The organism is Roseobacter sinensis (assembly GCF_025755255.1).
Lineage (GTDB): Bacteria > Pseudomonadota > Alphaproteobacteria > Rhodobacterales > Rhodobacteraceae > Roseobacter > Roseobacter sinensis.
Genome location: NZ_JALIEB010000011.1, coordinates 1 through 22155, shown reverse-complemented (window position 1 = coordinate 22155; position 22155 = coordinate 1). Strand labels below are relative to the sequence as shown.

Annotated in this window: 24 protein-coding genes and 1 pseudogene; 6 read left to right on the top strand and 19 right to left on the bottom strand. The window is 63.1% G+C overall.

What is annotated here, in order from left to right:
- Positions 1 to 12 precede the first annotated feature (12 nt).
- The 3 genes from MUB52_RS15795 to folD all read left to right on the top strand — a co-directional run bounded on the left by MUB52_RS15795 (position 13) and on the right by folD (position 3175).
- A complete protein-coding gene (locus MUB52_RS15795) occupies positions 13 to 1689 on the top strand; it encodes a formate--tetrahydrofolate ligase (RefSeq protein WP_263845207.1) in 1677 nt (558 codons plus the stop codon).
- A 99-nt stretch (positions 1690 to 1788) separates the two neighbouring features.
- The gene (locus tag MUB52_RS15790; protein ID WP_263845206.1) at positions 1789 to 2259 is read left to right on the top strand and encodes a hypothetical protein; all 471 of its coding nucleotides are present in this window, start codon (positions 1789 to 1791) and stop codon (positions 2257 to 2259) included.
- 13 nt (positions 2260 to 2272) lie between these two features.
- Positions 2273 to 3175 carry a bifunctional methylenetetrahydrofolate dehydrogenase/methenyltetrahydrofolate cyclohydrolase FolD gene (folD, locus tag MUB52_RS15785; protein WP_263845205.1) on the top strand — a complete coding sequence of 301 codons (903 nt, stop codon included), beginning with the start codon at positions 2273 to 2275 and terminating at the stop codon, positions 3173 to 3175.
- 139 nt (positions 3176 to 3314) lie between these two features.
- Here the strand turns inward: folD and MUB52_RS15780 are convergent, their stop codons facing one another.
- The 4 genes from MUB52_RS15780 to MUB52_RS15765 form a co-directional block, all read right to left on the bottom strand.
- On the bottom strand, positions 3315 to 3734 hold the full coding sequence (locus MUB52_RS15780) for a PaaI family thioesterase (RefSeq protein ID WP_263845204.1): 420 nt from the start codon (positions 3732 to 3734) through the stop codon (positions 3315 to 3317).
- Positions 3735 to 3743: 9 nt separating this feature from the next.
- Complete coding sequence (gene pdeM, locus MUB52_RS15775) at positions 3744 to 4406, bottom strand: ligase-associated DNA damage response endonuclease PdeM (RefSeq protein WP_263845203.1); 663 nt, start codon at positions 4404 to 4406, stop codon at positions 3744 to 3746.
- Between the two features lie 39 nt (positions 4407 to 4445).
- Positions 4446 to 6899 (bottom strand): ligase-associated DNA damage response DEXH box helicase, encoded by a 2454-nt coding sequence (locus MUB52_RS15770; RefSeq protein ID WP_263845202.1) that lies wholly within the window; start codon positions 6897 to 6899, stop codon positions 4446 to 4448.
- A gap of 182 nt (positions 6900 to 7081) precedes the next feature.
- Positions 7082 to 7681 (bottom strand): hypothetical protein, encoded by a 600-nt coding sequence (locus MUB52_RS15765; RefSeq protein ID WP_263845201.1) that lies wholly within the window; start codon positions 7679 to 7681, stop codon positions 7082 to 7084.
- Between the two features lie 74 nt (positions 7682 to 7755).
- Between MUB52_RS15765 and MUB52_RS15760 the strand changes: the two genes are divergently transcribed.
- Positions 7756 to 8292: a hypothetical protein gene (locus tag MUB52_RS15760; RefSeq protein WP_263845200.1), complete on the top strand. Its 537-nt coding sequence runs from the start codon at positions 7756 to 7758 to the stop codon at positions 8290 to 8292.
- A gap of 1 nt (position 8293) precedes the next feature.
- Positions 8294 to 8512: a helix-turn-helix transcriptional regulator gene (locus MUB52_RS15755; RefSeq protein WP_318527437.1), complete on the top strand. Its 219-nt coding sequence runs from the start codon at positions 8294 to 8296 to the stop codon at positions 8510 to 8512.
- 16 nt (positions 8513 to 8528) lie between these two features.
- Here MUB52_RS15755 and MUB52_RS15750 read toward each other — a convergent pair whose 3' ends face one another.
- The 13 genes from MUB52_RS15750 to MUB52_RS15690 all read right to left on the bottom strand — a co-directional run bounded on the left by MUB52_RS15750 (position 8529) and on the right by MUB52_RS15690 (position 20550).
- Complete coding sequence (locus tag MUB52_RS15750) at positions 8529 to 9836, bottom strand: ATPase (protein ID WP_263845199.1); 1308 nt, start codon at positions 9834 to 9836, stop codon at positions 8529 to 8531.
- Positions 9837 to 9920: 84 nt separating this feature from the next.
- A complete protein-coding gene (locus MUB52_RS15745) occupies positions 9921 to 10418 on the bottom strand; it encodes a prepilin peptidase (protein ID WP_263845198.1) in 498 nt (165 codons plus the stop codon).
- A 13-nt stretch (positions 10419 to 10431) separates the two neighbouring features.
- A complete protein-coding gene (locus MUB52_RS15740; RefSeq protein WP_263845197.1) occupies positions 10432 to 11280 on the bottom strand; it encodes a tetratricopeptide repeat protein in 849 nt (282 codons plus the stop codon).
- Positions 11281 to 11312: 32 nt separating this feature from the next.
- Entirely contained in the window at positions 11313 to 11888 is a 576-nt protein-coding gene (locus MUB52_RS15735; RefSeq protein WP_263845196.1) for a tetratricopeptide repeat protein, read from the bottom strand.
- Positions 11888 to 12871 carry a type II secretion system F family protein gene (locus MUB52_RS15730; protein WP_263845195.1) on the bottom strand — a complete coding sequence of 328 codons (984 nt, stop codon included), beginning with the start codon at positions 12869 to 12871 and terminating at the stop codon, positions 11888 to 11890. The genes MUB52_RS15735 and MUB52_RS15730 overlap by 1 nt, the downstream gene beginning before the upstream one ends.
- A gap of 12 nt (positions 12872 to 12883) precedes the next feature.
- Positions 12884 to 13846 (bottom strand): type II secretion system F family protein, encoded by a 963-nt coding sequence (locus MUB52_RS15725; protein ID WP_263845194.1) that lies wholly within the window; start codon positions 13844 to 13846, stop codon positions 12884 to 12886.
- 107 nt (positions 13847 to 13953) lie between these two features.
- Complete coding sequence (locus tag MUB52_RS15720) at positions 13954 to 15396, bottom strand: CpaF family protein (RefSeq protein WP_263845193.1); 1443 nt, start codon at positions 15394 to 15396, stop codon at positions 13954 to 13956.
- A gap of 18 nt (positions 15397 to 15414) precedes the next feature.
- Complete coding sequence (locus MUB52_RS15715) at positions 15415 to 16641, bottom strand: AAA family ATPase (RefSeq protein WP_263845192.1); 1227 nt, start codon at positions 16639 to 16641, stop codon at positions 15415 to 15417.
- A gap of 235 nt (positions 16642 to 16876) precedes the next feature.
- Entirely contained in the window at positions 16877 to 17275 is a 399-nt protein-coding gene (locus MUB52_RS15710; protein ID WP_263845191.1) for a hypothetical protein, read from the bottom strand.
- A gap of 4 nt (positions 17276 to 17279) precedes the next feature.
- Complete coding sequence (locus MUB52_RS15705) at positions 17280 to 18707, bottom strand: type II and III secretion system protein family protein (protein WP_263845190.1); 1428 nt, start codon at positions 18705 to 18707, stop codon at positions 17280 to 17282.
- 194 nt (positions 18708 to 18901) lie between these two features.
- On the bottom strand, positions 18902 to 19750 hold the full coding sequence (gene cpaB, locus MUB52_RS15700; RefSeq protein ID WP_263845189.1) for a Flp pilus assembly protein CpaB: 849 nt from the start codon (positions 19748 to 19750) through the stop codon (positions 18902 to 18904).
- 238 nt (positions 19751 to 19988) lie between these two features.
- On the bottom strand, positions 19989 to 20186 hold the full coding sequence (locus tag MUB52_RS15695; RefSeq protein ID WP_263845188.1) for a hypothetical protein: 198 nt from the start codon (positions 20184 to 20186) through the stop codon (positions 19989 to 19991).
- 115 nt (positions 20187 to 20301) lie between these two features.
- Entirely contained in the window at positions 20302 to 20550 is a 249-nt protein-coding gene (locus MUB52_RS15690; RefSeq protein WP_263845187.1) for a Flp family type IVb pilin, read from the bottom strand.
- A gap of 351 nt (positions 20551 to 20901) precedes the next feature.
- Between MUB52_RS15690 and MUB52_RS15685 the strand changes: the two genes are divergently transcribed.
- Entirely contained in the window at positions 20902 to 21741 is an 840-nt protein-coding gene (locus tag MUB52_RS15685) for a lytic transglycosylase domain-containing protein (RefSeq protein WP_263845186.1), read from the top strand.
- A gap of 20 nt (positions 21742 to 21761) precedes the next feature.
- On the opposite strand, the gene MUB52_RS15680 is transcribed toward MUB52_RS15685, so the two are convergent.
- Together MUB52_RS15680 and MUB52_RS15675 are read right to left on the bottom strand one after the other, a co-directional pair.
- Entirely contained in the window at positions 21762 to 22052 is a 291-nt protein-coding gene (locus MUB52_RS15680; protein ID WP_263845185.1) for a GNAT family N-acetyltransferase, read from the bottom strand.
- Positions 22045 to 22155, bottom strand: a pseudogene (locus tag MUB52_RS15675) (succinyl-CoA--3-ketoacid-CoA transferase); the annotation flags it as partial. The pseudogene MUB52_RS15675 and the gene MUB52_RS15680, both read right to left, overlap by 8 nt.

The following is a 22155-nucleotide window of genomic DNA, read 5'->3' as shown; positions in this document are numbered from 1 at the left end:
GGGGAGTGTTCCATGGCCTATAAATCCGACATTGAAATCGCACGCGCCGCGTCCAAAAAGCCGATCCAGGAGATCGGGGCGAAGCTGGGCATTTCCGAGAGTGATCTGCTGCCCTATGGCCACGACAAGGCCAAGGTCTCGCAGAGCTTCATCAACTCGGTGCAGGGCAATGAGAACGGTAAGCTGATCCTCGTGACAGCGATCAACCCGACGCCTGCGGGTGAAGGCAAGACGACCACCACCGTGGGTCTGGGTGACGGGTTGAACCGCATCGGCAAGAAAGCCGCCGTTTGCATCCGCGAAGCCTCGCTCGGCCCGAACTTCGGCATGAAGGGCGGGGCGGCTGGCGGCGGCTATGCGCAGGTTGTGCCGATGGAAGAGATGAACCTGCACTTCACGGGCGACTTCCATGCGATCACCTCGGCGCATTCTCTGCTCTCGGCCATGATCGACAACCACATCTACTGGGGCAATGAGCTGGAAATCGACACGCGCCGCGTGGTCTGGCGCCGCGTGGTCGACATGAACGACCGGGCGCTGCGCCAGATCACCACCTCTCTGGGCGGCGTGGCGAACGGCTTCCCGCGCGAGGCGGGCTTTGACATCACCGTGGCCTCCGAGGTCATGGCGATCCTCTGCCTGGCGAAGGATCTCAGTGACCTTCAGAAACGCCTCGGCGACATGATCGTGGCGTACCGCCGCGACAAATCCCCGGTTTATGCGCGGGACATCAAGGCCGATGGCGCGATGACCGTTCTGCTGAAAGACGCAATGCAGCCGAACCTTGTGCAGACGCTGGAAAACAACCCGGCCTTCGTGCACGGCGGCCCGTTTGCGAATATCGCGCATGGCTGCAACTCCGTGATTGCGACCACCACGGCGCTGAAGCTGGCGGATTATGTCGTGACCGAAGCGGGTTTTGGTGCCGACCTCGGCGCCGAGAAGTTCCTCAACATCAAGTGCCGCAAGGCGGGTCTTGCGCCGTCCTGCGTGGTGGTCGTCGCGACCGTGCGCGCGATGAAGATGAACGGTGGCGTGGCCAAGGCCAACCTGGGCGCGGAGAATGTGGAGGCGGTGAAGAACGGCTGCGCGAACCTCGGACGTCACATTGAAAACGTGAAGAGCTTCGGCGTGCCGGTGGTTGTGGCGATCAACCACTTCGTCACGGACACCGACGCTGAAGTGCAGGCTGTGAAGGACTACGTGGCCGCGCAAGGCGCAGAGGCGGTGCTGTCGCGGCACTGGGAGCTGGGCTCGGAAGGCTCTGCTGATCTCGCCACCAAGGTTGTCGAAACCATCGAGAAGGGTGAGGCCGACTTTGCGCCGCTCTACCCGGATGAGATGGGCCTGGCCGAGAAGATCAACACGATTGCGACCAAGATCTACCGGGCGGATGCAGCGCTGATGGATCAGAAGATCCTGGCGCAGCTGAAAGACTGGGAAGATCAGGGCTATGGCAACCTGCCGGTCTGCATGGCGAAAACGCAGTACAGCTTTACCACCGATCCGAACGAGCGTGGCGCGCCCACGGGCTTCAACATTCCGGTGCGCGAAGTGCGTCTGAGCGCGGGAGCAGGCTTCGTTGTGGCGATCTGCGGTGAGATCATGACCATGCCAGGCCTGCCGCGCGTGCCCTCCGCGGAAGCCATCAAGCTCAACGCCGACGGTGACGTGGAAGGTCTCTTCTGATCACAAACGGATCACGAATGTCCGGGAGGGCGGCAAATTTTGTTGCCCTCTGCGACATCGGGCGCGCAAGCTCGATCGCAGGACATCAAGGAGACGATCATGACCAGAGCACTCCCGATTTTTTTCGCACTGATCTTCGCAGGCGCGGTTGCGGCGCAGGATCGATACGTGGGCTACTACTACCCCGAAGTGACCTCGGAAGAGAGCTTCGACCGGATCGTTCGGGCCAGCGACGGGGCGAGCAAGGCGGTCCGGATCGACTTTGTGAACCTGCTGACGAGTTCGCAGCTCGAAGCACCGGAAAGCCCGCGCTTTGTGTTTTTCGCCAAGGGCGAGGATGCGGACACGCTGATCCTGACCGCGCTGGATGACGAGGTCTTTGCCACGCTCTACCGCGCGCGCGCGATCATGGCGCAGCTCACGGTCGCCGTGCGCCAGGGCGGGTTCTTCCAGCAGGAAGAGCTGCAATACGTGGCGACCTTCTACGATTTGCTGCAACTGATGCACTTCAACGAATTGGTGATCAGCGATGGTCGCTCATGGACCCATAGGGTCAGATTTCAAAGATAACGGGACAAAACATATGCCAGCCAAGATCATCGATGGAAAAGCTTTTGCCGCAACGGTTCGCGCGCAGGTGGCGGAGCATGTGACCAAGCTGAAGGACGCGCACGGGATCACGCCGGGGCTGGCGGTGGTGCTGGTGGGGGAGGATCCGGCGAGCCAGGTCTACGTGCGCTCCAAGGGCAAGCAGACCGTCGAGGTTGGTATGAAATCGGTCGAACACAAGCTCGATGCCGAGACCTCTGAGGCGGATCTGCTCAAGGTCATCGACGATCTGAACAACGATCCGGAAATCCATGGCATTCTCGTGCAACTGCCGCTGCCGAAGCATCTGGACGAGGATCTGGTGATCAACTCCATCGCGCCCGAGAAGGACGTGGACGGCTTCCATATCTCGAACGTCGGTCTGCTCGGCACCGGGCAGAAGTCGATGGTGCCCTGCACGCCGCTGGGCTGTCTGATGATGCTGCGGGATCACCACGGGAGCCTGTCGGGTCTGGATGCGGTGGTGATCGGCCGCTCGAACATTGTCGGCAAGCCGATGGCGCAGCTCCTCTTGGGCGACAGCTGCACGGTGACCATCGCGCACAGCCGTACAAAGGATCTCGCGGACGTCGTGCGCCGGGCGGATATCGTCGTGGCCGCGGTCGGCCGGCCCGAAATGGTGCCGGGCGACTGGATCAAGCCGGGGGCCACAGTGATCGATGTGGGCATCAATCGCCTCGACGCACCGGAGAAGGGCGACGGCAAGACCAAGCTGGTGGGCGACGTGCACTATGAAAGCTGTGCGGCCGTGGCGGGGGCGATCACGCCGGTGCCGGGCGGAGTGGGGCCGATGACCATCGCCTGTCTGCTTGCGAATACCGTCACCGCCTGCTGCCGCGCCAATGGGCTGCCTGAGCCCGAGGGGCTGACCGCCTAGCACGTCTGCTAGGCCTTAGCTTTGAGATAGCATTTGTGCGGAGGGAACTGCGCCTGCATCCCCCATCGAGGGGGCTGCAGGCGCTGCCCCGCTTGTCAGCCGGGCGGTCTGGCTGAGAGCTTCGGTCGATCCAGGACCGTCAGCCTGGCACCGGGACCATCGTGCCTTGCAGGACGGCGATCAGCGTTTCCGTGCCGTCCTTCAGCGCGTGCACCTCGCTGCTGACCACCACCAGCCGACGCCCGGGTTTGATCACCCGCCCCCGCGCGCGCAGCGTGTCGCCGATTGCCGGCGCCAGGAGGTTGATCTTGATTTCGGCGGTGACGACCTCGGTGTCGGGTGGCAGCATCGTGAGCGCGGCGTAGCCCGCAGCACTGTCTCCAATGGAAAAGGTGAGCCCTGCATGACCATAGCCCTGTTGCTGGGTGGCGCTCGGCAGGATGGGCGCGGTGATCTCCACGGCGCCCTCGGCGACCGCCGTGATCTCCGCCCCCAGCGTGGCCATCATCGCCTGTGCTGCGAAACTGCGGCGAATGCGGTCTGTGTTTCCGGCGTCCATCTGCACTCCTCAGCGTGGCATCGGGACACATGTGGGCATTGGACCGGTCAGAATGGCAAGGGCATCCGGTTGCATCAGGGTGCCCAGCACATCGCTGTGACTGTGCAGCCCACCGGTGTAGGTGCCATAGGCGGGCAGGATCAAACGCTTGGAATCAAAGAGAAACGCAGGCCGCGTGATGGTCCGCCCGCGCGCGTGCAGCCCGGCCTTTGGGTGGTAGTGACCGGAGACCTCGCCCGTCGCTTCGGCACTGGCAATGTGGCGGAAGGTCAGGGGGCCGAGCGCCATCTCCTGCAGATGGGTGCCGCCGAACTCCAGGGGGCCGGGGTCGTGATTGCCCTCGATCCAGACCCAGCGCCGGCCCGCCTGCAACTGGGTGATCCAGAGCCGTTCCTGTTCGGGCAGGCTCGCGGCGGCGGTCAGATCGTCAAAGCTGTCGCCCAGGCAGATCACGAGACGCGCTTGTGTTGCGGCAAGGTCGGCCGCAAGCCGCTCCAAGGTGTCGCGCGTCTCGTAAGGCGGCAATGATTGCCCGCTGCGCCGCGCGACGCGCTCGGATTTGGCGAGATGCAGGTCCGAGACGCAGAGCAGCGCCTGATGGGGCCACCAGAGCGCGCCCGACCCCAGCGCTTTCAGCGCCGCACCGGCAAAGGTGAAGTCATGGCAGTTCATGCTTTGTTCATCGCGTATCCCGCGGGCCCGCGCAAGTCTTCAATAGCCCACGCGCCAGCGCGGTTTGCTGGCCGGCTCCGGAGTGATGTTGGCCAGCCCCGAGGTCTCCATCAGGCGCGCGGCCTCCTCGGCCAGCAGCTTCTCCTCTGCCGCGCCCTTGACCGGCACCCGCCCCATTTCCAGAAAGAGCGGGGCCGCGAGCGGGGTCACGCGGTCGAGCGTGATGTGGTCGATCCGGTTGCCCACACGCTGGGCCATTTCCTCGATGCGTCCAAAGTCGACCAGCCCGCGCAGCGCTTCCTCGCGGGTGATATCGAGGAGCAGGTGGCCGGGGTCGTACTTTTGCAGCGTGTCATAGAGGATGTCGGAGCTGAAGGTCGCCTGACGGCCGGTCTTGCGCGCCGAGGGCGTGTTGCGCTGGATCAGGCCGGCAATGGTCGCACTGGCTCTAAAGGTCCGTTTCATAACGGCATTTCCGGCGAGCCAGGTCTCCAAGCCGTCCTGAAGCGCGTCGAGATCGAAGAGCGGCGCGGGATTGTCCACCCGCGTCAGCCCCCAGATCAGGGTGGCGTAATCGGTGGCGACAAAGCCCATCGGATTCAGCTTCATTTCCTCCATGCGCTTGGTCAGCAGAAGCCCCAGCGTCTGCTGACCGTTGCGCCCGGCAAAGCCGTAGATCACCGTCTGTTCGCGCCCGTCATGTGGGAAACTTTCGATCAGCAGACGCCCGGGTTCGGGCAGCTGGCTGACCTCGCGCTGAAGATGCAGCCAGTCGGCGGTGTGGGCCGGTAGCTCGGGCCAACTCTCCTGCTGAAACATCTCGATCACGCGGGCGCTAAGCTGCGTCGAAGTCGCGAATTTGGTGCCCAGAAAGGTGGCCACTTTCGGTTTCTTGGCGGCGTTGCGGCTGACCTCGACAGTCATCTCACGCAGGCCTTCATAGCGCACGATCTGCCCGCCGATCAGGAAGGTGTCGCCCGGCGTGAGTGAGGCGGCAAAGCCCTCTTCGACCTCACCCAAAGGCTTGCCGCCGCTGTTGCGTTTCAGCCGGACTTTCAGCGTGTCTGTGTCCTGTATTGTCCCGATGTTCATGCGAATTTGCTGCGCCGCGCGCGGGTCGCGCAGCTGCCACCGACCGTCCGGGCGCTGCAGGAGCCTCTGCCACTGGTCATAGGCGCGCAGCGCGTAGCCGCCGGTCGCGCAGAAATCGAGGCAAGCGTCGAACTCGGCTCGCGTGAGGCGTGCGTAGGCGCCCACCGTGATGACTTCGGCATAGAGCGCATCGGTGTCAAAGGGGCCGGCGGCGGCGGTGATCAGGATGTGCTGACAGAGCACATCGCGGGGGCCGCGCCCGCGCGGGTCGCCGTCGAGCGCGCCTGCGCGGACGGCTTCGAGGGCGGCCACGCATTCGACCACTTCGAAGCGGTTGGCCGGCACCAGCAGCGCCTTGGAGGGGGCGTTGTAGCGGTGGTTGGCGCGGCCGATCCGCTGTACGAGGCGTTTCACGTTCTTGGGCGCGCCGATCTGGATCACGAGGTCCACATCGCCCCAGTCGATTCCCAGATCAAGGCTGCCGGTGCACACGATGGCGCGCAGCTCGCCCCGCACCATGGCGCCCTCGACGCGCTCGCGTTGCTGACGGTCGAGCGAGCCATGGTGGATGCCGACGGGCAAGCCATCGTCATTGGCAAGCCACAGATTATGAAAGAAAATTTCCGCCTGCGCGCGGGTGTTATGAAAGATCAGCGTGGTCTTGTGCTGGCGGATCTGATCGAGCACCGCGGGGATCGCATAGGCCGCACCGCCGCCCGACCAGGGAGGCGCCTCATCGGTGGTGAGCATGGAGATATCCGGTGCCGGCCCGGGGTCGGCCAGCAGGATTTCGCAGGGGTCGGGGTGGCGGGCGAGTTGCTGGGCAATGGCGTCCGGATCCTCGACCGTAGCGGAGAGGCCGACGCGTCTGAGATCGGGGCAGAGGCGCTGGAGCCTCCCGAGCGCCAGCATGAGCTGGTCGCCGCGCTTGCTTTCGGCCAGCGCGTGGATTTCATCGACGACCACCCGTTTGAGCCCTTTGAACGTGCGCGGGGCGTCCTCGTAGGAGGTCAGCAGCGCGAGGCTTTCTGGCGTTGTCAGCAGGATGTGCGGCGGGTCCGCGCGCTGGCGTCTCTTGCGGCTGGCGGGCGTGTCGCCGGTGCGGTCTTCGATGCGGATGGGCAGGCCCATCTCGCTGACCGGGGTCGTCAAGTTCCGTTTGATATCAGCGGCTAGGGCCTTGAGCGGTGAGATGTAGAGTGTATGCAGCCCGTCGCGTGGTGCCTCGGCGAGATCAACCAGCGTGGGCAGGAAGCCGGCCAGCGTCTTGCCGCCCCCTGTGGGCGCGATGAGCAGCAAGGCGGGCGCGTTGGCGCGGTCGAGCATCTGCTGCTGGTGCGGGTGGATGGACCACCCCTTGGTGGCGAACCAGTCGTGAAACATCTGGGGCAGGGCCGTCATGCGGAGCAAGATAGCCGATTGCCGATTGGGGGCCAGCCCCCAAACCCCCGGGATATTTCGGGCCAGAAGAAAGTTGGAGCACCTGCCGGATGTAACGGGGACTGGATCCGGATGCTCTTGACCGGCAAGAGCAACCGGACGTCACGGGCAGCAAAGGTCATATCGCCCGTGGCCCCGTCTGACTACGATGGGCACGGGGTCAGTTCGGCCTCTAAGGCCGCGCGATTGCCCTCGTCCATTGCTCGAAATACATCTCGCTGCCGGGTCAGGCGAACGAACCCATCCTCGGGGCTGGTTTGCAGCCACGTGGAGACCGGAAGGGCCGCGAGCGGTGCTCCAACGCGGCAGCCGCCGGTCACGGCAATGCTGAGCGTACCCTGTCCGTCGATGCCGCGCCCGCGCAGCGCCTTGATCTCGGCCTGGGCCGCGGCGATTCGCGCCGCATCTTCCGGCGCAAGCCGCGCGAGATAGATCGCCTCATCCGGTCCGTTTGGTTTGATCGCGCCGTCTGGAGCGCGGCTAACCTGTAGCGGCGCGGTTTCCTCCACGAGGACCGTGGACGCGGCGCTGCCACCCTTGAAGCCGATGTAGAGCTGGGCGTCGCCATCGGCCAGACGCAAACTGTCCGGCACGCCGACAGCGACGACGATTTCCGTCGGTGACGTGTTCAGCGGGTCGAGCCGGCTTGCCGCCATCAACCCCGCCGGTGTCACGGAGGAACAGGCCGAAAGGATCAGGGCGGCAAAGGCGAATGCTGCGGGTGCAAGAAGATTTTGGTGCATGGATATCCTGCTTGTGTTACGAATCATATGAATTGTTTAATGTAAAACATGAAAAAAATTAAGAGGAACGTGCGATGATCGACCCCGACCGGCTGACCGCTTCGGCGCGGCGGCTGCAAATTGTGATGACATCTGGCCTCGTGCTGCTTTGCGTGCTTGCGGTTGCGCTTGCCGTCTGGCTCTTCGCCGCAACCGCGGATCTGGGGGAGGGCTTGGCGCGCATGAGTGGCGGCTCGCCGGGCCCGCTGGCGGCGTGGCAAATCGCGGTGCTGGCGGGTCTGCTGGCGGTGCACCTAGCGGTCTGGTGTGTGCTTCTGGGCATGGCACGGGCGATGTTCGGGCATCTGGCAGCCGGTGACCCGGAGGCAGCGGCGCGGTCTGCGCGACGGCTGGCGGCCTCGCTTTGGGTCATGCTGGGCTGGGGCTTGGTCTCGCAGTTGATCGCATCGCCGGTGGCGACCTGGGGGCTCGGCGACGGCGCGCGAAGCCTCAGCCTCAGCCTGGGACCGTTGCAGCTGTCGCTGCTGCTTTCCGCCCTCTTCGCGGGGTTCATGGCGCGAGCCTTCGCGTTGGGCGCCGAGTTGTGGCGCGATCATCGCGCTGTGGTGTGATGTGGCGATCGTTGTCCGACTCGACGTGATGCTGGCGCGTCGCAAGATGACCTCGCGGGAGCTTGCAGCACGGATCGGCATTGCCGAACAGAACCTCTCCCTGCTGAAGTCCGGCAAGGTCCGCGGCGTGCGGTTCAATACGCTCGAGGCCATCTGCGCTGAGCTCGATTGTCAGCCCGGCGATCTCCTGGAGTATTGCGCGGACGCGGATGAGTCGTGACGCCCGCCGTCCGCCACTACTTCACGATGTGCTCGTCTTTCACGAACATATTCGCCCAGGCGCGGTCGATCAGCTCGGGGCTCATCTGATAGGGAATGCCTTCGAAGTCGCAGATCGAGATCATCTGGTCGATCAGGAAGATCGGCTGGTAATTGGCATAGATGTTGTCGATCTCGGGGTATTTGACCTTCAGCAGATGCACCAAGGTGGCCTCGTCCAGCGGCATCCTGCGCTTCTTGGCGACCATGGCGAAGATCTTCAGGAAGTTCTCCTGGTTCGGCCCGTCGATCTTGATCTTGAAGAAGATCCGGCGGAGGGCGGCCTGGTCGAAGATCTCGTTGGGGTGGAAGTTGGTAGAGAAGATCACCAGCGTGTCGAAGGGCACCTCGAATTTCTCGCCCGATTGCAGGGCGAGGATGTCCTTGCTTTCTTCCAGCGGCACGATCCAGCGGTTGACCAGCGCCTGCGGCGGCTCGGCCTGGCGGCCGAGGTCGTCGACGATGAAGATGCCGCCTGTCGATTTCAGCTGCAGCGGCGCCTGGTAGGTGCGGGCGGTGGGGTTGTAGACCAGATCGAGCATGTCGAGCGACAGTTCACCGCCGGTGATCACCGTGGGACGTTCGCATTTCACATAGCGCTGGTCGAATTTCGGTGCGCGCCGCAGGCAAGTGGGATCGTCCTCCTCGACCGGCACGGCGGCATGCACGATCGGGTCGTAGACGGTGATCACCTGGCCTGCGTATTCGATGGCCCGCGGCACGAACACATGATCGCCAAGCGCGTCCCGGATGCCGTTGGAAATCGAGGATTTACCATTGCCGGGGGGGCCGTACATCAGGATCGAGCGCCCGGCAGACACCGCCGGCCCCAGCTGGTCGAGCAGCGTGTCTGGCAGCACGAGGTGGCCCATCGCGCCGGTCAGCTGGTTTCGGGTCACCTGGATGTTGCGGATCGACTGGCGCTTGACCTGTTCGCGGTAGACATCGAGCGGCACCGGCATCGCGCCGAAGTATTCCGATTGTGCCAGCGCGTCGAGTGCGCGTGCCTTGCCGGCTTCGGTGAGCTGGTAGCCCATCTCGTTGCCATTGTTGGCGTTGAGCGTGCCCGTGGCCTCAAGCAGCCGCTGTTCGCGGGCCATGTCGATCAGCTCTTGTGTGACGCGCACGGGCAGGCAGATCGCCTTGCTGAGGTCGCTGACCATATCGACGTTCTTGCGGAACATCGTCTTCAGCACGATGTCGCGCATCATCACGGTGGAGAGCTGCATGTCGGCCAGCGTGTTCGGCTGCGGCGGTGACAAGACGTCGGCGGTGTGCATATTCATCGGATCGTCCTCGAGACCAGCAAGCATGGCGGCGGCGCGGAGCCGCCCCTCTATCTGCAGGATATCCGGTGAAAATGGCGTAAATCAGGCACCATAAAGGACAGCGAGGATCAGGTAGAGCGAAAGCGTCATACCCAGCGCGAGGCCCATGGGGAATTTCTTGCCCTGATCCCAGCTGGCCCAGTGGGGCGCGAGCCGGCGCAGCGGCGTGGCGCGCGCGATCCGGTGAGTGACGAAGGCGGCCAGCAGGGAGGCCGCAAGCAGCGCCATGATCAATCGGATATCGGCGGCGGCCACGAAGGGGGCAGCGGCGGCGATGAACTTGGCATCGCCGGCACCCATCGCCCCGATGGCATTGAGCAGGACGCCGAGCACCAGCATGATGCCGAGCTGCACCAGCCGCCACAGGTAGGTCTCAAGATCCGGCATCGCAAAGGGGCCGACCACGACGAAGACGAGGGCCAGAACGACCACCGTCTGGTTGGTGATCTTCATGCGCGAGAGGTCCGTGAAGGCGACGTAAAAGCAGATCGGCAGCACGAATGGCAAAAACCACCAGGCGGAGGAGGCGGTGATCGCCATGGGGCGCGCGCCTTCAGGCTTCCAGAGCGTTCAGCGCCCGCACCGCAGGCTCAAAATGCTGCGGGTGGGTCTCAATCGCGTCGCGCAGGAGCGATTTGCCCACGGCCACGTCCCCCTGTTTGATCGCAGAGAGCGCCATCGTGTGCAGCAGCTGCGCCCGTTCGGTCTGGTCCATCGGGATCACCGGCAGGGTGTAGTCGCCCTGTGCGCCGCGGGCCAGAACGAGGTTGTTCTTGGCGGTAAAGAGCGTCGGGTCCTGTCGGATCGCTTCACCGAAGAGCCGCTCGGCCTCCTTGTAGTCGCCGCGGGTCAGCTTGGAGTAACCCCAGTTGTTCAGCACGCCGGAGGGCTTGGTGGTGAGCCCCGTTGCGATCTCGTAGAAACTGTCGGACTTCGTCCACTCCTCATTGCTGTCGGCGAGCATCGCTTCGAGGCGGTAGCGGTTGAAGGTCTCGTGGGTGGGGGGCAGGGCGTCGAGCGTGGCCTCGGCCTCTTCCCAGGCACCCGTGCGGATCAGCGTATCGGCGTAGGCCACACTGTCCTCGGCCGTGGCACCCTCCATCTCGGTCACTTTTTTCCAGGCGGGGGCGGCCTCGGCAAAACGCTTGGCGCGTACGAGGGAATAGGCCAGCCCGCGCTGAAGATCGATGCGGTCGGGCTTTTCATTGGTGGAACGCGTGAAATAGCTCACCGCCTCATTGGGGTCGGCGACCGTCAACATCACGTCATTGAGGTTGCTCTCATCGATCACGTTGACGTCCTGAAAAGCCCGTTCAACGGTGTCGTCAGCGTCTTTTTCGGCGCAGCCTGCAATGAGAACCGCACCCGCCAGACAGGCGGACAGAAGGATGGGGTGGCGCATGTTCTTGCGTCCTTTTACTGCTCATGCCTCGATTACGGCGTCTGACGGATCAGGAAAGCACTGCTGCCACGCCGTACCAACTTATAGTCGTCGGTTTGTACCCCATTTGTAGCAGAATTTTCGGATTTTGCGAGCGCTAAGCGCAAGTTATCTCGAATTTCGACACTTTCGCCGTTGTCGAGCGCGAAGGCGCGCTTGAAAATCTGTTCGGCCTCTACCGGTTTGCCCGCCTCCATCAGCACCACGCCGAGGTTGTTCCAGTCCTCGGGCTGCGCATCTTCCATGGCAATTGCACGCCGCAGCAGCGTTTCGGCCTGGCCAAGGCGGCCCAGCCCGAGGTTCGCGCTGCCCAGGCCGGCGAGGATTTCCGCATCCATGGCACCCCGTTCCAGCGCTGCGCGATGAAAGGACTTGATGGCGAGTTCATACTCGCCCGCGGCCAGCAACCGATGCCCGACCTCAACCCCGTCCACCGCCTCGCCGCTGAGGTCCACGCCGGGGGCATCGACCTGGCCCTCGGGCAGCGCCACCGGATCGGTGCCGGTCACGCAGCCCGCCAGGCCGAAAGCAAGGAAAAGGGCGGTGGCTCGCCGGGCCGGTGATGTCATCAATTCGCGGTCATATTGCCCAGTTGCGTGATGCCGTGCACCGAGGGCCCCACGAGGATCATCAGCAGGGGCGGCACGGTCAACATCATTGTGGCAAGGGTCATCTTCGTTGGCAACTTGTTTGCGGCCTCTTCCGCGCGCATCACACGCTTGTCGCGCATCTCGGCGGCGTAGACCCGCAGCGCCTCGGCAATCGACGTGCCGAAGGTGGCCGACTGGATCATAACGGTCACGAAAGAAGACACGTCCTGCACGCCGCAGCGCTCGCCCATGTCGTTGAGCACCTGCGTCTTGTCCTTGCCGGCCTTCATCTCGTAGGCGACGATGTCGAATTCCTGGGCGAGGGCAGGGTAGGAGGCGTGCAGCTCGCGCGCCACCCGCACGATCGACTGGTCAAGCGACTGACCGGCTTCGACGCAGACCAGCATCATGTCGAGACTGTCGGGGAAGCCACTGGTGATCTCTTCCTTTCGCATCTCGACCCGGCGGGTGACCCAATAGGTAGGCAGGTAGTAGCCGATCACGCCTGGAACTAGGAAGTAGATCATCATCTTGTTGCCCGAGAAGCCTTCGCCGCCCCCCAGTACGATCAGGTAGACGAAGGCGCCCAAAAGACCGAGAAGGGCGAGGGCGAACTGCGCGAAGTGAAAGATGCGCACGGCGTCCTTGCTCTGGTACCCCGCTTGCCGCAACTGCAGTTGCTTCTTGCTGAGCTGGGCGTGGTCCTGAGGTTCGAGGAAGCTGGCAAAGCGCTGTAGCTGCTCGTTGCGCTCGCCCTGGCGCAGGCGCTGCTGCGGCGCCTTGGCGGCGTCGGGCGACTGCGCCGACTTCTTCAGCTTGCTCATCGGGTCTTCGGGCTGCTGAAGGATCAGCACGATCGTGACGGCGACCATGACGACCCCGATTGTGCCGAGGATGATGATCGGGCCCAAGGGGCCGAGTGCATCGGTGACCGCGGCGTTCAGAGAGCTAAGAAATTCCATGGTTTCAGATCCTTACACCTTGATGTCGGTCAGAATGCGCATCACGATAAGGTTCAGCGCCAGCATGATGCCCACGGCGAAGCAGGCCGGGATGAAGAGCGCGTGGTCGCGCACCTCGTCGTAGTAATTCGGGTCGGAGACGTTGATCACGATCAGCGCCACGATGGGGAAGGCCGAGAGGAACTTGCCCGACCACTTCGCTTCGGCCGTGATCGCCTTGACACGGCGGAAGAGGCGGAAGCGCGCCCGGATCACTTTGGCAAGCCCGGCGAGGATTTCCGCAAGGTTACCACCCGAGGTCTGCTGGATGGTCACGGCCACGGCGAGGAAGCGCAAATCCTGCATGTCGAGCCGCTCGGCCATTTCCTTCAGCGCGTCGCCGACGTCGCGCCCGTAGGCGGATTCATCCGCGATCATGCCGAATTCGGAAGCCAGCGGGTCTTGCACTTCCTTGGCGACGATCTGGATGGCAGAGGAAAACGGGTGGCCGACGCGCAGGGAGCGCACCATGAGCTCGACCGCGTCGGGCAGCTGTTCTTCAATCATCGACAGGCGCTTGTTGGCCTTCTGCGAGACCCAGAGGTAGACCGCGCCTACACCAATGCCCACGGAGAGCAGGGCACGCACACCCACTTCGGTTGCGGTGCCAACGGTCAGACCCATGAAGGCGACACCGGCGAGCAGGGCCATGATCATGATCAGCTGGCGCGGGGTGAAGGCGATGGCCGCCTTCTGCGCCTTCTCACCCAGGAGCGAGTAGAGCGGAATGCTGCGCGACTTCATGTGCTGCTGCATTTCCTTGCGCAGCTTTTCCAGCACCTCTTCGCGGCCGTTGCCCTTGTCGAGCATCTCCAGCCGACGGTTCACGCGGCTGTTCAGGCTGATCGATTTGCCGAAGGTGACGAGGTAGAGGCCCTCGACGAGCACAAGCACGCCGACGAAGATCAGGCCATAGACGATGAATTCGGTATTCATGAGCAAGTCCTCAAGTAGCGAAGCGGTAGGACATCATGGGTGTCCTCAAGTAGCGAAGCGGTAGGACATTATGGGTGTCCTCAAGGCGTGGCGTCGGTGTCTCATCCCTATTCGGCGGCGATGGGTTCATAGATGGAAGGCGGCAGATCGTAGCCCCAGAGGCGGAAGCGTTCGGCGAAGGCCGAGCGCACGCCGGTGGCGGTGAAATGACCGATGATCTTGTTGTCGGGCGTGAGGCCCACGCGCTGGTAGCGGAAGATCTCCTGCATGGAGATCACCTCGCCTTCCATGCCGGTGATCTCGGTGATCGAGGTCATGCGGCGCGAGCCGTCCTGCAGGCGCGAGGCTTGCACGATGAGGTTCACCGCCGAGGAGATCTGGCTGCGCACGGCCTTGATGGGCATTTCCACGCCCGCCATCGCAATCATGTTCTCAAGCCGGGAGATGCCGTCGCGGGCCGAGTTGGCGTGGATCGTCGTCATCGAGCCGTCGTGGCCGGTGTTCATGGCCTGCAGCATGTCGATGACCTCCTCGCCGCGGGTCTCGCCCACGATGATGCGGTCTGGACGCATGCGCAGCGCGTTCTTCAGACAGTCGCGCGGGCTGACCTCGCCCTTGCCTTCCACGTTCGGCGGGCGGCTTTCCATTCGGCCCACGTGGATCTGCTGGAGCTGCAGTTCCGCGGTGTCCTCGATGGTGAGGATGCGTTCGGAATTGTCGATGAAGCTGGAGAGCGCATTCAGTGTCGTCGTCTTACCCGAGCCTGTCCCGCCAGAGACGATGATGTTGAGCCGCGTGGCCACCGCCGCTTGCAGATAGGCTGCCATCTCCTCGGTGAAGGCGCCGAATTGCACCAGATCGTCGATGCCCAGCTTGTCTTTTTTGAACTTCCGGATGGAGACGAGGCTGCCGTCGACCGCGACGGGCGGCACCATCGCGTTGAAGCGCGAGCCGTCCTTGAGTCGGGCGTCCACATACGGGTTACTCTCGTCCACCCGGCGGCCCACGGCCGAGACGATCTTGTCGATGATCCGCAGCAGGTGTTTTTCATCCTTGAAGGTGACATCCGTCAGCTCCAGCTTGCCCGCGCGTTCCACGAAGATCTGCTGGGGGCCGTTCACGAGAATATCGTTCACGGTCTCGTCCTTCAGCAGCGTCTCGAGCGGGCCCAGCCCGGTCACCTCGTCGTAGAGCTCGGAGGTGAGCGTCTGGCGGTCTTCACGGTTCAGAACGATGCTGCGCTCTTCGAGGAATTCGCTGGCAATCGCGCTGATTTCCTGGCGCAGGTCCTGTTCGCTGGCGTGCTCGAGTGCGGAGAGGTTCAGATTGTCGAGCAGCACTCGGTGCAGGTCGAGCTTGATCTCGCCCATGCGCTCCTTGCGCTTGCGCTCCTTGTCCATCGGCGCGGCCTGGGCCGGCGCGGTGGGCGCTGCCTTGCGGGTTACAACCGGCGTCGCGGCCGGTTTCGCCGCCGCGATATCGGTGACCGGCGCAGCCGGCTTGGCCTCTGCGGGCGGTTGTGACGATGGTTTTTTGTACTTCGAGAACATCGCTTATCCTTTGCGCGCTCAGGCGGCCTTGACGTCGTTGGTGTTGAGTTCGTGGATCGAGGCGGCCAGTTTGGCGATTTCGCGCCGCAGGGGGTTCTTCGGCGCCGACTGGGCCAGCGGCAGGCCGTGATCCGCCCCTTGCGTGATCGGTTTGCCGCCGTCCGGCATATGCACATCGATCGAGATCCCGAGGCTTTCCGCCATGCGTTTGACCCGGCTCTTGCCATTCAGATCGGTGAATTTCGGCGCGCGGTTCATAACGTAACGCAGCTTTTCGACCGGCAGCTCCTCGGCCTGGAGCGCACGTTTGAACCGCAAGGTGTTCTGGGCCGAGCGCATGTCGAGCTCGACCGTCGCGAAATAGACATGAGCGGCGCTCAGCACCGCTTCGGACCAGCTCACCAGCGTCGAGGGCATGTCGATGACCACATAATCGAAGTGCCGCCGGGCCATCTTGAGCACACGGTTCACATCCTCCGCGGTGATGATGTCGAGCGGCAGCATCTCCATCGGTGCCGTCAGAACCTGCATCCGGTCCTGGAAAGTCAGCAGCGACTGACCGAAGATTTCGTCGTCCATGCCTTCGGTGTCCGAGAGCATGTCATAAACCACCTCGCGCCGCGGCAGGTCGAGATAGGTCGCAACCGCGCCATATTGCAGATCGAGATCGAGGACGCAGACGCTGGGGCCGTCCTCCTTGTCAGCCGTTGCCAGTTCCCACGCGAGGTTCACCGCCAGCGTGGTCGCGCCGGTGCCGCCGGCAAGGCCATGCACGACGATCACCGCGCCCTCTTTCTGGTTCTCGGAATGCAGGCGCGCGCCACCCGCAGCCATCATCTGTTCCTGCGCGCGGACCCGTTCGATGGCCTCGCCCAGCTCGTTCTCGGGCAACGGGTAGGGGACGAATTCATCGGCACCCTGGCGCAGCAGCGAATGCAGCGCGGCGGGGGTCACGTCTTCGGCAATCAGGATCACCTTGATGCCGCGGGCCTTCGCCTGGGTGATGATCTCGCCCATCAGCGGCAGCTTCTCTTCATCCGTCTCATCGAGGGCGAGGGCGATGAATTCGAGCGCCTCGGCCTCGGGTTGTTCGAAAAAGGCAAGCGCCTCGGCAAATCCCAGGTCACCCCAGCTCTCGCCCAGGGCAAGCTCCATGTCTTCGATCAACAGATCGAAGTTCTGGACATCGCGGCTGACCGTGCAGGCCACGATGAGTGATGTGTCCGTTTGCGGCAGTTTGCTCATTGCCTCGTCTTCCTTTTTCAAGGGCGAAGCAGAGCACCGGAGGATTATCTTGTTATGTCACCCCAACGTCCCCTGCGACGCCCATGCCCGACTCTGTGGCCGGGCATACGTGTCCCATTGAGAAGAAAATCGCAGTGAACTTGGGCGAGATTAGGGCTCAATCCGCCCAATTGTTGGGTATCTCGACACAATACTCCAGCTGGAGCGGGGTTTGTCGGAGCAGAGCCCAGGGGCTCTACTCGGCATCCGCTGCGGTGACCGTGATGGCCTGACCGGCGCTGCTCACGTAGTCGCGGTAGATGATCCGAGCGTATTTGCCGTCGAGCCGGCCATCGCAATGCACCCGGTAGACCGGCTGCCGCGGAGTACTCTCGGGATCGATCACCACAACCGGATCGCCGGGTACGCTGCCGATCTTGCCGGCGCCATAGGCGCCGCCGCGGCCCTGCGGAAAGCAAACCTGAGCCACCATGTTCTGCATCGTGGCGTTGCCGAATTCGCCGCCGTCGAGTTGGGCGCCTGCTTCGCGGAACCATTTGCCGCCGCCTGCGCCCTGTTCGCCGCAGGCGGCCAGGGCCGCAAGACCGGTGAGCAGGGTAAGGGCGCGCAGTTTGCCTGAGGTCAGCCGTGCCATTCTATCACTCCATCACATAGCCGTAGGAGCCGCTGAAGTCTTGCTTGGCCACTTCGCCAAGCGGACCTTGGGCCGTGGAATTGCCGGTTCTCGCCGTCCGCCCGAAGAGGAAGAGATCCTGTTCGGTGGGCGGCTTGACCCGATCGGTCGGCAGCGCAAGGGCCTCGCCGCGGGTCGGCGTGACCAGATGCGCGGTGATGATGATGACCAGCTCCGTCTGGCTGCGCTGGTACTCTGCGCTGCGAAAGAGCGCGCCCAGCACCGGGATATCGCCGATCCAGGGCAGCTGGGTCGCCTGATCGGTGAAGTCATCCTGCAAGAGACCTGCGATGGCAAAGCTTTCACCGTCGCGCATCTCGACCGTGGTGGAGGTTTCACGCCGGGTAAAGGCGTCGAGCACGAAGCCGCCGCCAAGACTGACACCGTTCGACGGATCGATCGCAGAGACGGCAGCGGACAACTGCAGGTTGATGATGTCCTCGTCCACCACACGAGGCACGAAGTTCAACTCGACACCGAAGGGCTTGAACTCAACCGTGATCGTGTCTTCGTCCTGCGCCACCGGCACCGGGTATTCGCCGCCGGCCAGGAAATTGGCTTCTTGCCCGGAGAGGGCCACGAGGTTGGGCTCGGCCAGGGTGCGCACAGCCCCCTTGCTTTCAAGTGCTTCGAGCAGCAGACCGATCTGGACCGATCCAAGGCCGAAACTAACTGCGGCGGAGCCCGCGTTTTCGGTCACCGTGGGAAAGGTGGGGCGGTCCAGCAGGGAGTTGGCAAACCCGGCGGCTGCGGCGCTGCCGGTTCCGATGGCCGCATCCCCGCCACCAATGGCCAGCGAGCTGCTGAGCGATTTCGATACCGTGCGGTTCATTTCGGCGAAGCGGACCTTCAGCATCACCTGCTGGATGCCGCCCACGCTCATCAGGTTCGAGACGCGATCCGGCGCGTAGCGTGCAGCGAGATCAAGCGCTTTCTGCAGCTTCTGGCTGCTGGAGACCGTACCGGAGAGCACGATGCCATCGTTCGCCGTCCGCACCTCGATGCGCTCGCCGGGCAGGATCTGGCCCAGCCGCTCCTTGAATTCGGTCACATCCGGTGCGACGCGCACTTCGACATTGGTGATCAGCTGTCCCGTGGCATCGAGAAGTGTCAGCGTGGTCATGCCGGGGGTCTTGCCGAGCACATAGATGCTGCGGTCCGACAAGGACGAGATATCGGCGATGCCTGGGTTCGCGATGCTGAGCTCTGCAAAAGGGATCTCGCTTTCGACCACGACAGCGCGGTTCATCGGCACCGCAAGCGTCCGGTTTGTCCCCTTGGTGACGACGCGAAGTGTTTCGGCCTGTGCTGTCACCGGCGCCGTGATCGGCAGCGATGACACGCTCAGTGCCAGCCCCAAAAGGGCCGCTTTCAAAAATCCGTTCATCTTCATGTGACCTGCCCTTTTTGATCACGCCTCGATTTCGGGTCTTAATGCCCGCATAAATTGTAATGTGCGCCGGTTTTGATTTTTTTGCAAGAATCAACGGGTTCTGCTTGGGCCTTTATGTGGATAAATGGCAACAGACCAAAAAAGAAAGGCGCCGCGGGGATGCGCGGCGCCTGTGGTAATCCGTTGGTTTTGCTTCAGTTTGTGCAGGGAATGGGGATCGAAACCACCTCTGCGCCGCGACGGGTCCGGATGCTGCATTCGCGCGGTTTTTGCGCCTTGGGCTTGGGTGCCGCCTGCTTGAGGCCGAGCAGCGAGACCTGATCGACCTGGATATCCGACAATTCCGTGTCATCGCCAATGCCGACGAGCGCCAGGGACAGGGTGCCGGTGGATTGCGCCTGTGCCAGGGCGGCGACCTGCTCGGGCCGGACGGCCACGGTCACCGTCCGGGCAATCCGCGCACCGGTCAGCGTTTCGTCATTCTGATCGACGGCGATCAGCTGGATCGAGCTGTCGATCAGTTGCGTCACATCTCCGCCACCATCGCCGGTGTCGACACGACCGGTCCAGTAGACATCGACGCGGTCTCCAGGCCGCAGGAAGCCGGACACACCGCTGGCCACGTCGACGCGGATTGCAAAGGCACGCATGCCCTTCTCAAGTCGCGTTGTCAGCCCCATGTCTTCGCCGGGCTTCGTCACCTTGATGGCCATCAGGGGTTCGTCCTCTTCCATCGGGCGGACGATCCGGCGCGGCGCATCTGTATCTGTCGGGAACAGGGCCTCAAGTTCGCTGAACGTGCCTTTGGGCAGAGAGGTCTTGGGCCAAGCCACGGCACGCACGTCGTCCTTCTTCAGTGTCTCGCCGTATTTCAGCGTGCGTGTGGCGACATAGACCGTCTGGGTCGGTACCACCTGCTGCTGTTCCTTCTTGGCACGCGCCAGTTCTGCCTGATACGCACCGATATAGTTCTTGGCCATGTAGACCGCGCCGCCCGCAAGCGCGACGCCGGCCAGAAGCACCAATCCGAATACCATTCGCATAATCTTAAACCTCGTTTCTCGAACGCGCCGTCGTTGGGCAGACCGTTTGGATCCAATACTTGCTGTTGATTGTGGCAATTTGGCGGTCAAGCGGTGTCCGTGCGGTGATTTTCGCCCGGATTCAGCAACAATCGCCTCAGTTTGCCGGCGCTTGCGATTTGGCTAGACCATTCGACTCCGGAAAAAACCGCCCCACGTGTCGAGGGGCGGCCTGTTAGGAGGTTGATGGCCAACGCGATCACTCAGTTGCGCCGATGTTTCCGACTTCCTGGTTTCTGAGGAAAGTTTCGGTGTTTTCGGTCACGCCGGACGAGCCAGCGCGCAGTTCGATCACGAGCGCGGTTGCCAGCCCGACCACCGCAGCGGTCAAGACCACCCAGTCTACAGTAACAGCCCCGGCCTCATCTTTTTTGAATTTTTGAAAAGCATTGAGCATGATTAGGCTTTCAATTGGGGAACCATTTTTGGATCCGGGTAAAAACAGGGGCCGCGTTCACGCGAATGAAGCGGCCCCGTGAATTTGTTCAGGCTTTGTGAGCCTCGGCGCGGACTTAGCCGCCTTCGCCGCCGCCTTCGCCGCCGCCTTCGCCGCCGCCTTCGCCGCCGCCGGCGCCGCCGATGTTACCGACGTCGATGCCGCCGAGGTAGTCGGATGTCTCGCTTGTCAGGGCGGTCGCACCGTCCTGGATCGAGCTGTAGGCCGCGATGGCCAGGCCGACAACTGCAGCTGTCAGCACAACCCAGTCCACCGTCACCGCACCGTCTTCGTCTTTGCGGAAGTTCTTGATAAATTTCATCATCGGTATGTCCCTCCAAAGGATCATTCGAGTTCACTTGCTAACCTTGCCGTCCTCAGGGACCGTCTCTCTCAATTGGCCCGTCCGACTTGGTATGTCCCCATATAGCCAAGGGATTCGGGCATGATTTTGGCGGCAAATGTGACTTTTCAGGTTTTGGCGCAAAAAAGCGCTAACGATAACTTAAGTGCCTGATTTTAAAACATAAAAAAATCACTCCCGTTTACATTTGCTTAAATCGAGGGGCGAATGTGGCAAAATCGCCGCCGTTTTGGCCCGGATTTTCTGGCCTGGGGGCCGTTTCTCTGCGATGTTGCGAGCAAAACAGCGCAACCAATCGTGCGAGCAGTCCAGATGAGCAGGCTTTTTGCGAGCTTGGCGGTGGCCATGGCGCTTATGGCGCAGCCGGTCGTGGCCGATACGCCCCGACCCTTTCCCGTATTCGAGGCCAAGCGCGTCGGCGTGCCGAAGACAGGCGATAAGCGGATCACCGTTCAGATCGACCCCGACGCACAGCGCGCCGCCCTCGCGGTTCCCGAGCCCCTGCCACCAGAGCCTGCGGCCGACGCGCCGCCATCCACCGCGCCTGTTGGGCAATACGGCTGGTTCTGGGACAAGGTCTCGCCGTCGATCTTTGACGTGCAACCCGGACGGCTCTCGTCCATCATGGATGTGATCACCGGCTCAGGCGAGGTTCCGGCGCCGCGGCTCCAGCATATGCAGGGCATCGCGCAGGCCAACGGGCGGCACATCCTGAAATCGACCGTGGGCACACGCGTGTCGCCGGCGCTGGTGCTGGCGGTGATCTCGGTTGAATCGGCGGGAAAAACCGAAGCCGTCAGCAGCGCCGGGGCACAAGGGCTGATGCAGCTGATGCCCGATACAGCGGCGCGGTTCGGCGTGGCTGACAGCTTCGAGGCGTCACAGAACATTGCGGGCGGCGTGAAATACCTTGACTGGCTGATGGAAGAGTTCGGCGGCGACCCGGTGCTGGTGCTGGCCGGATACAACGCAGGCGAAGGCTCGGTGCGCAGCTACGACGGCGTGCCCCCCTTTGCCGAGACGCGCGACTATGTGCCCAAGGTGCTTGCAGCCTTCCAGGTCGCGCGCGGACTTTGCCTGACCCCACCGGAGCTGATCAGCGACGGCTGTGTCTTTGCCGCGATGAACCGGAGCGCATCGGCAAAGCCGTGATTGAGGCGAATTGCTTTAGGCTAGACGTTGAACACGTCGGCCCAGTCCGGGTGTTTGCGGCGCTGCGCATTCACGAAGGGGCAGAGCGGTACGATCTTGAAACCTTCCGCCCGCGCATCCGCGACAAGCCGGGTCACGAGTGCGAGGCCGGCGCCGCTGCCCCGCAAGGCGTCCGGCACACCGGTGTGATCGGCGATGATCGTCTGCCGCGACAGGATCGAGTAGGTGAGATCGGCCTCATGGCCATCCTGAACAAGCACATAGCGGCCCTTCGTGCCGTCCACGGCGCGGGTGATCTCAGGCTCAGACAATCGTTGCCTCGGTTGCGGCGCGCAGGTCGGCCTCGGTGACGCCTTGGGCGGTCTCGACGATTGCGAGCCCGCCCTCGACCACATCCAGCACGCCGAGGTTCGT

Excerpts from the sequence above, each read along its gene's own strand:
- MUB52_RS15795 (WP_263845207.1), top strand. The coding sequence starts at position 13 with ATGGCCTATAAATCCGACATTGAAATCGCACGCGCCGCGTCCAAAAAG.
- MUB52_RS15790 (WP_263845206.1), top strand. The coding sequence starts at position 1,789 with ATGACCAGAGCACTCCCGATTTTTTTCGCACTGATCTTCGCAGGCGCG.
- folD (WP_263845205.1), top strand. The coding sequence starts at position 2,273 with ATGCCAGCCAAGATCATCGATGGAAAAGCTTTTGCCGCAACGGTTCGC.
- MUB52_RS15780 (WP_263845204.1), bottom strand. The coding sequence starts at position 3,734 with ATGGACGCCGGAAACACAGACCGCATTCGCCGCAGTTTCGCAGCACAG.
- pdeM (WP_263845203.1), bottom strand. The coding sequence starts at position 4,406 with ATGAACTGCCATGACTTCACCTTTGCCGGTGCGGCGCTGAAAGCGCTG.
- MUB52_RS15770 (WP_263845202.1), bottom strand. The coding sequence starts at position 6,899 with ATGACGGCCCTGCCCCAGATGTTTCACGACTGGTTCGCCACCAAGGGG.
- MUB52_RS15765 (WP_263845201.1), bottom strand. The coding sequence starts at position 7,681 with ATGCACCAAAATCTTCTTGCACCCGCAGCATTCGCCTTTGCCGCCCTG.
- MUB52_RS15760 (WP_263845200.1), top strand. The coding sequence starts at position 7,756 with ATGATCGACCCCGACCGGCTGACCGCTTCGGCGCGGCGGCTGCAAATT.
- MUB52_RS15750 (WP_263845199.1), bottom strand. The coding sequence starts at position 9,836 with ATGAATATGCACACCGCCGACGTCTTGTCACCGCCGCAGCCGAACACG.
- MUB52_RS15745 (WP_263845198.1), bottom strand. The coding sequence starts at position 10,418 with ATGGCGATCACCGCCTCCTCCGCCTGGTGGTTTTTGCCATTCGTGCTG.
- MUB52_RS15740 (WP_263845197.1), bottom strand. The coding sequence starts at position 11,280 with ATGCGCCACCCCATCCTTCTGTCCGCCTGTCTGGCGGGTGCGGTTCTC.
- MUB52_RS15735 (WP_263845196.1), bottom strand. The coding sequence starts at position 11,888 with ATGACATCACCGGCCCGGCGAGCCACCGCCCTTTTCCTTGCTTTCGGC.
- MUB52_RS15730 (WP_263845195.1), bottom strand. The coding sequence starts at position 12,871 with ATGGAATTTCTTAGCTCTCTGAACGCCGCGGTCACCGATGCACTCGGC.
- MUB52_RS15725 (WP_263845194.1), bottom strand. The coding sequence starts at position 13,846 with ATGAATACCGAATTCATCGTCTATGGCCTGATCTTCGTCGGCGTGCTT.
- MUB52_RS15720 (WP_263845193.1), bottom strand. The coding sequence starts at position 15,396 with ATGTTCTCGAAGTACAAAAAACCATCGTCACAACCGCCCGCAGAGGCC.
- MUB52_RS15715 (WP_263845192.1), bottom strand. The coding sequence starts at position 16,641 with ATGAGCAAACTGCCGCAAACGGACACATCACTCATCGTGGCCTGCACG.
- MUB52_RS15710 (WP_263845191.1), bottom strand. The coding sequence starts at position 17,275 with ATGGCACGGCTGACCTCAGGCAAACTGCGCGCCCTTACCCTGCTCACC.
- MUB52_RS15705 (WP_263845190.1), bottom strand. The coding sequence starts at position 18,707 with ATGAAGATGAACGGATTTTTGAAAGCGGCCCTTTTGGGGCTGGCACTG.
- cpaB (WP_263845189.1), bottom strand. The coding sequence starts at position 19,750 with ATGCGAATGGTATTCGGATTGGTGCTTCTGGCCGGCGTCGCGCTTGCG.
- MUB52_RS15695 (WP_263845188.1), bottom strand. The coding sequence starts at position 20,186 with ATGCTCAATGCTTTTCAAAAATTCAAAAAAGATGAGGCCGGGGCTGTT.
- MUB52_RS15690 (WP_263845187.1), bottom strand. The coding sequence starts at position 20,550 with ATGATGAAATTTATCAAGAACTTCCGCAAAGACGAAGACGGTGCGGTG.
- MUB52_RS15685 (WP_263845186.1), top strand. The coding sequence starts at position 20,902 with ATGAGCAGGCTTTTTGCGAGCTTGGCGGTGGCCATGGCGCTTATGGCG.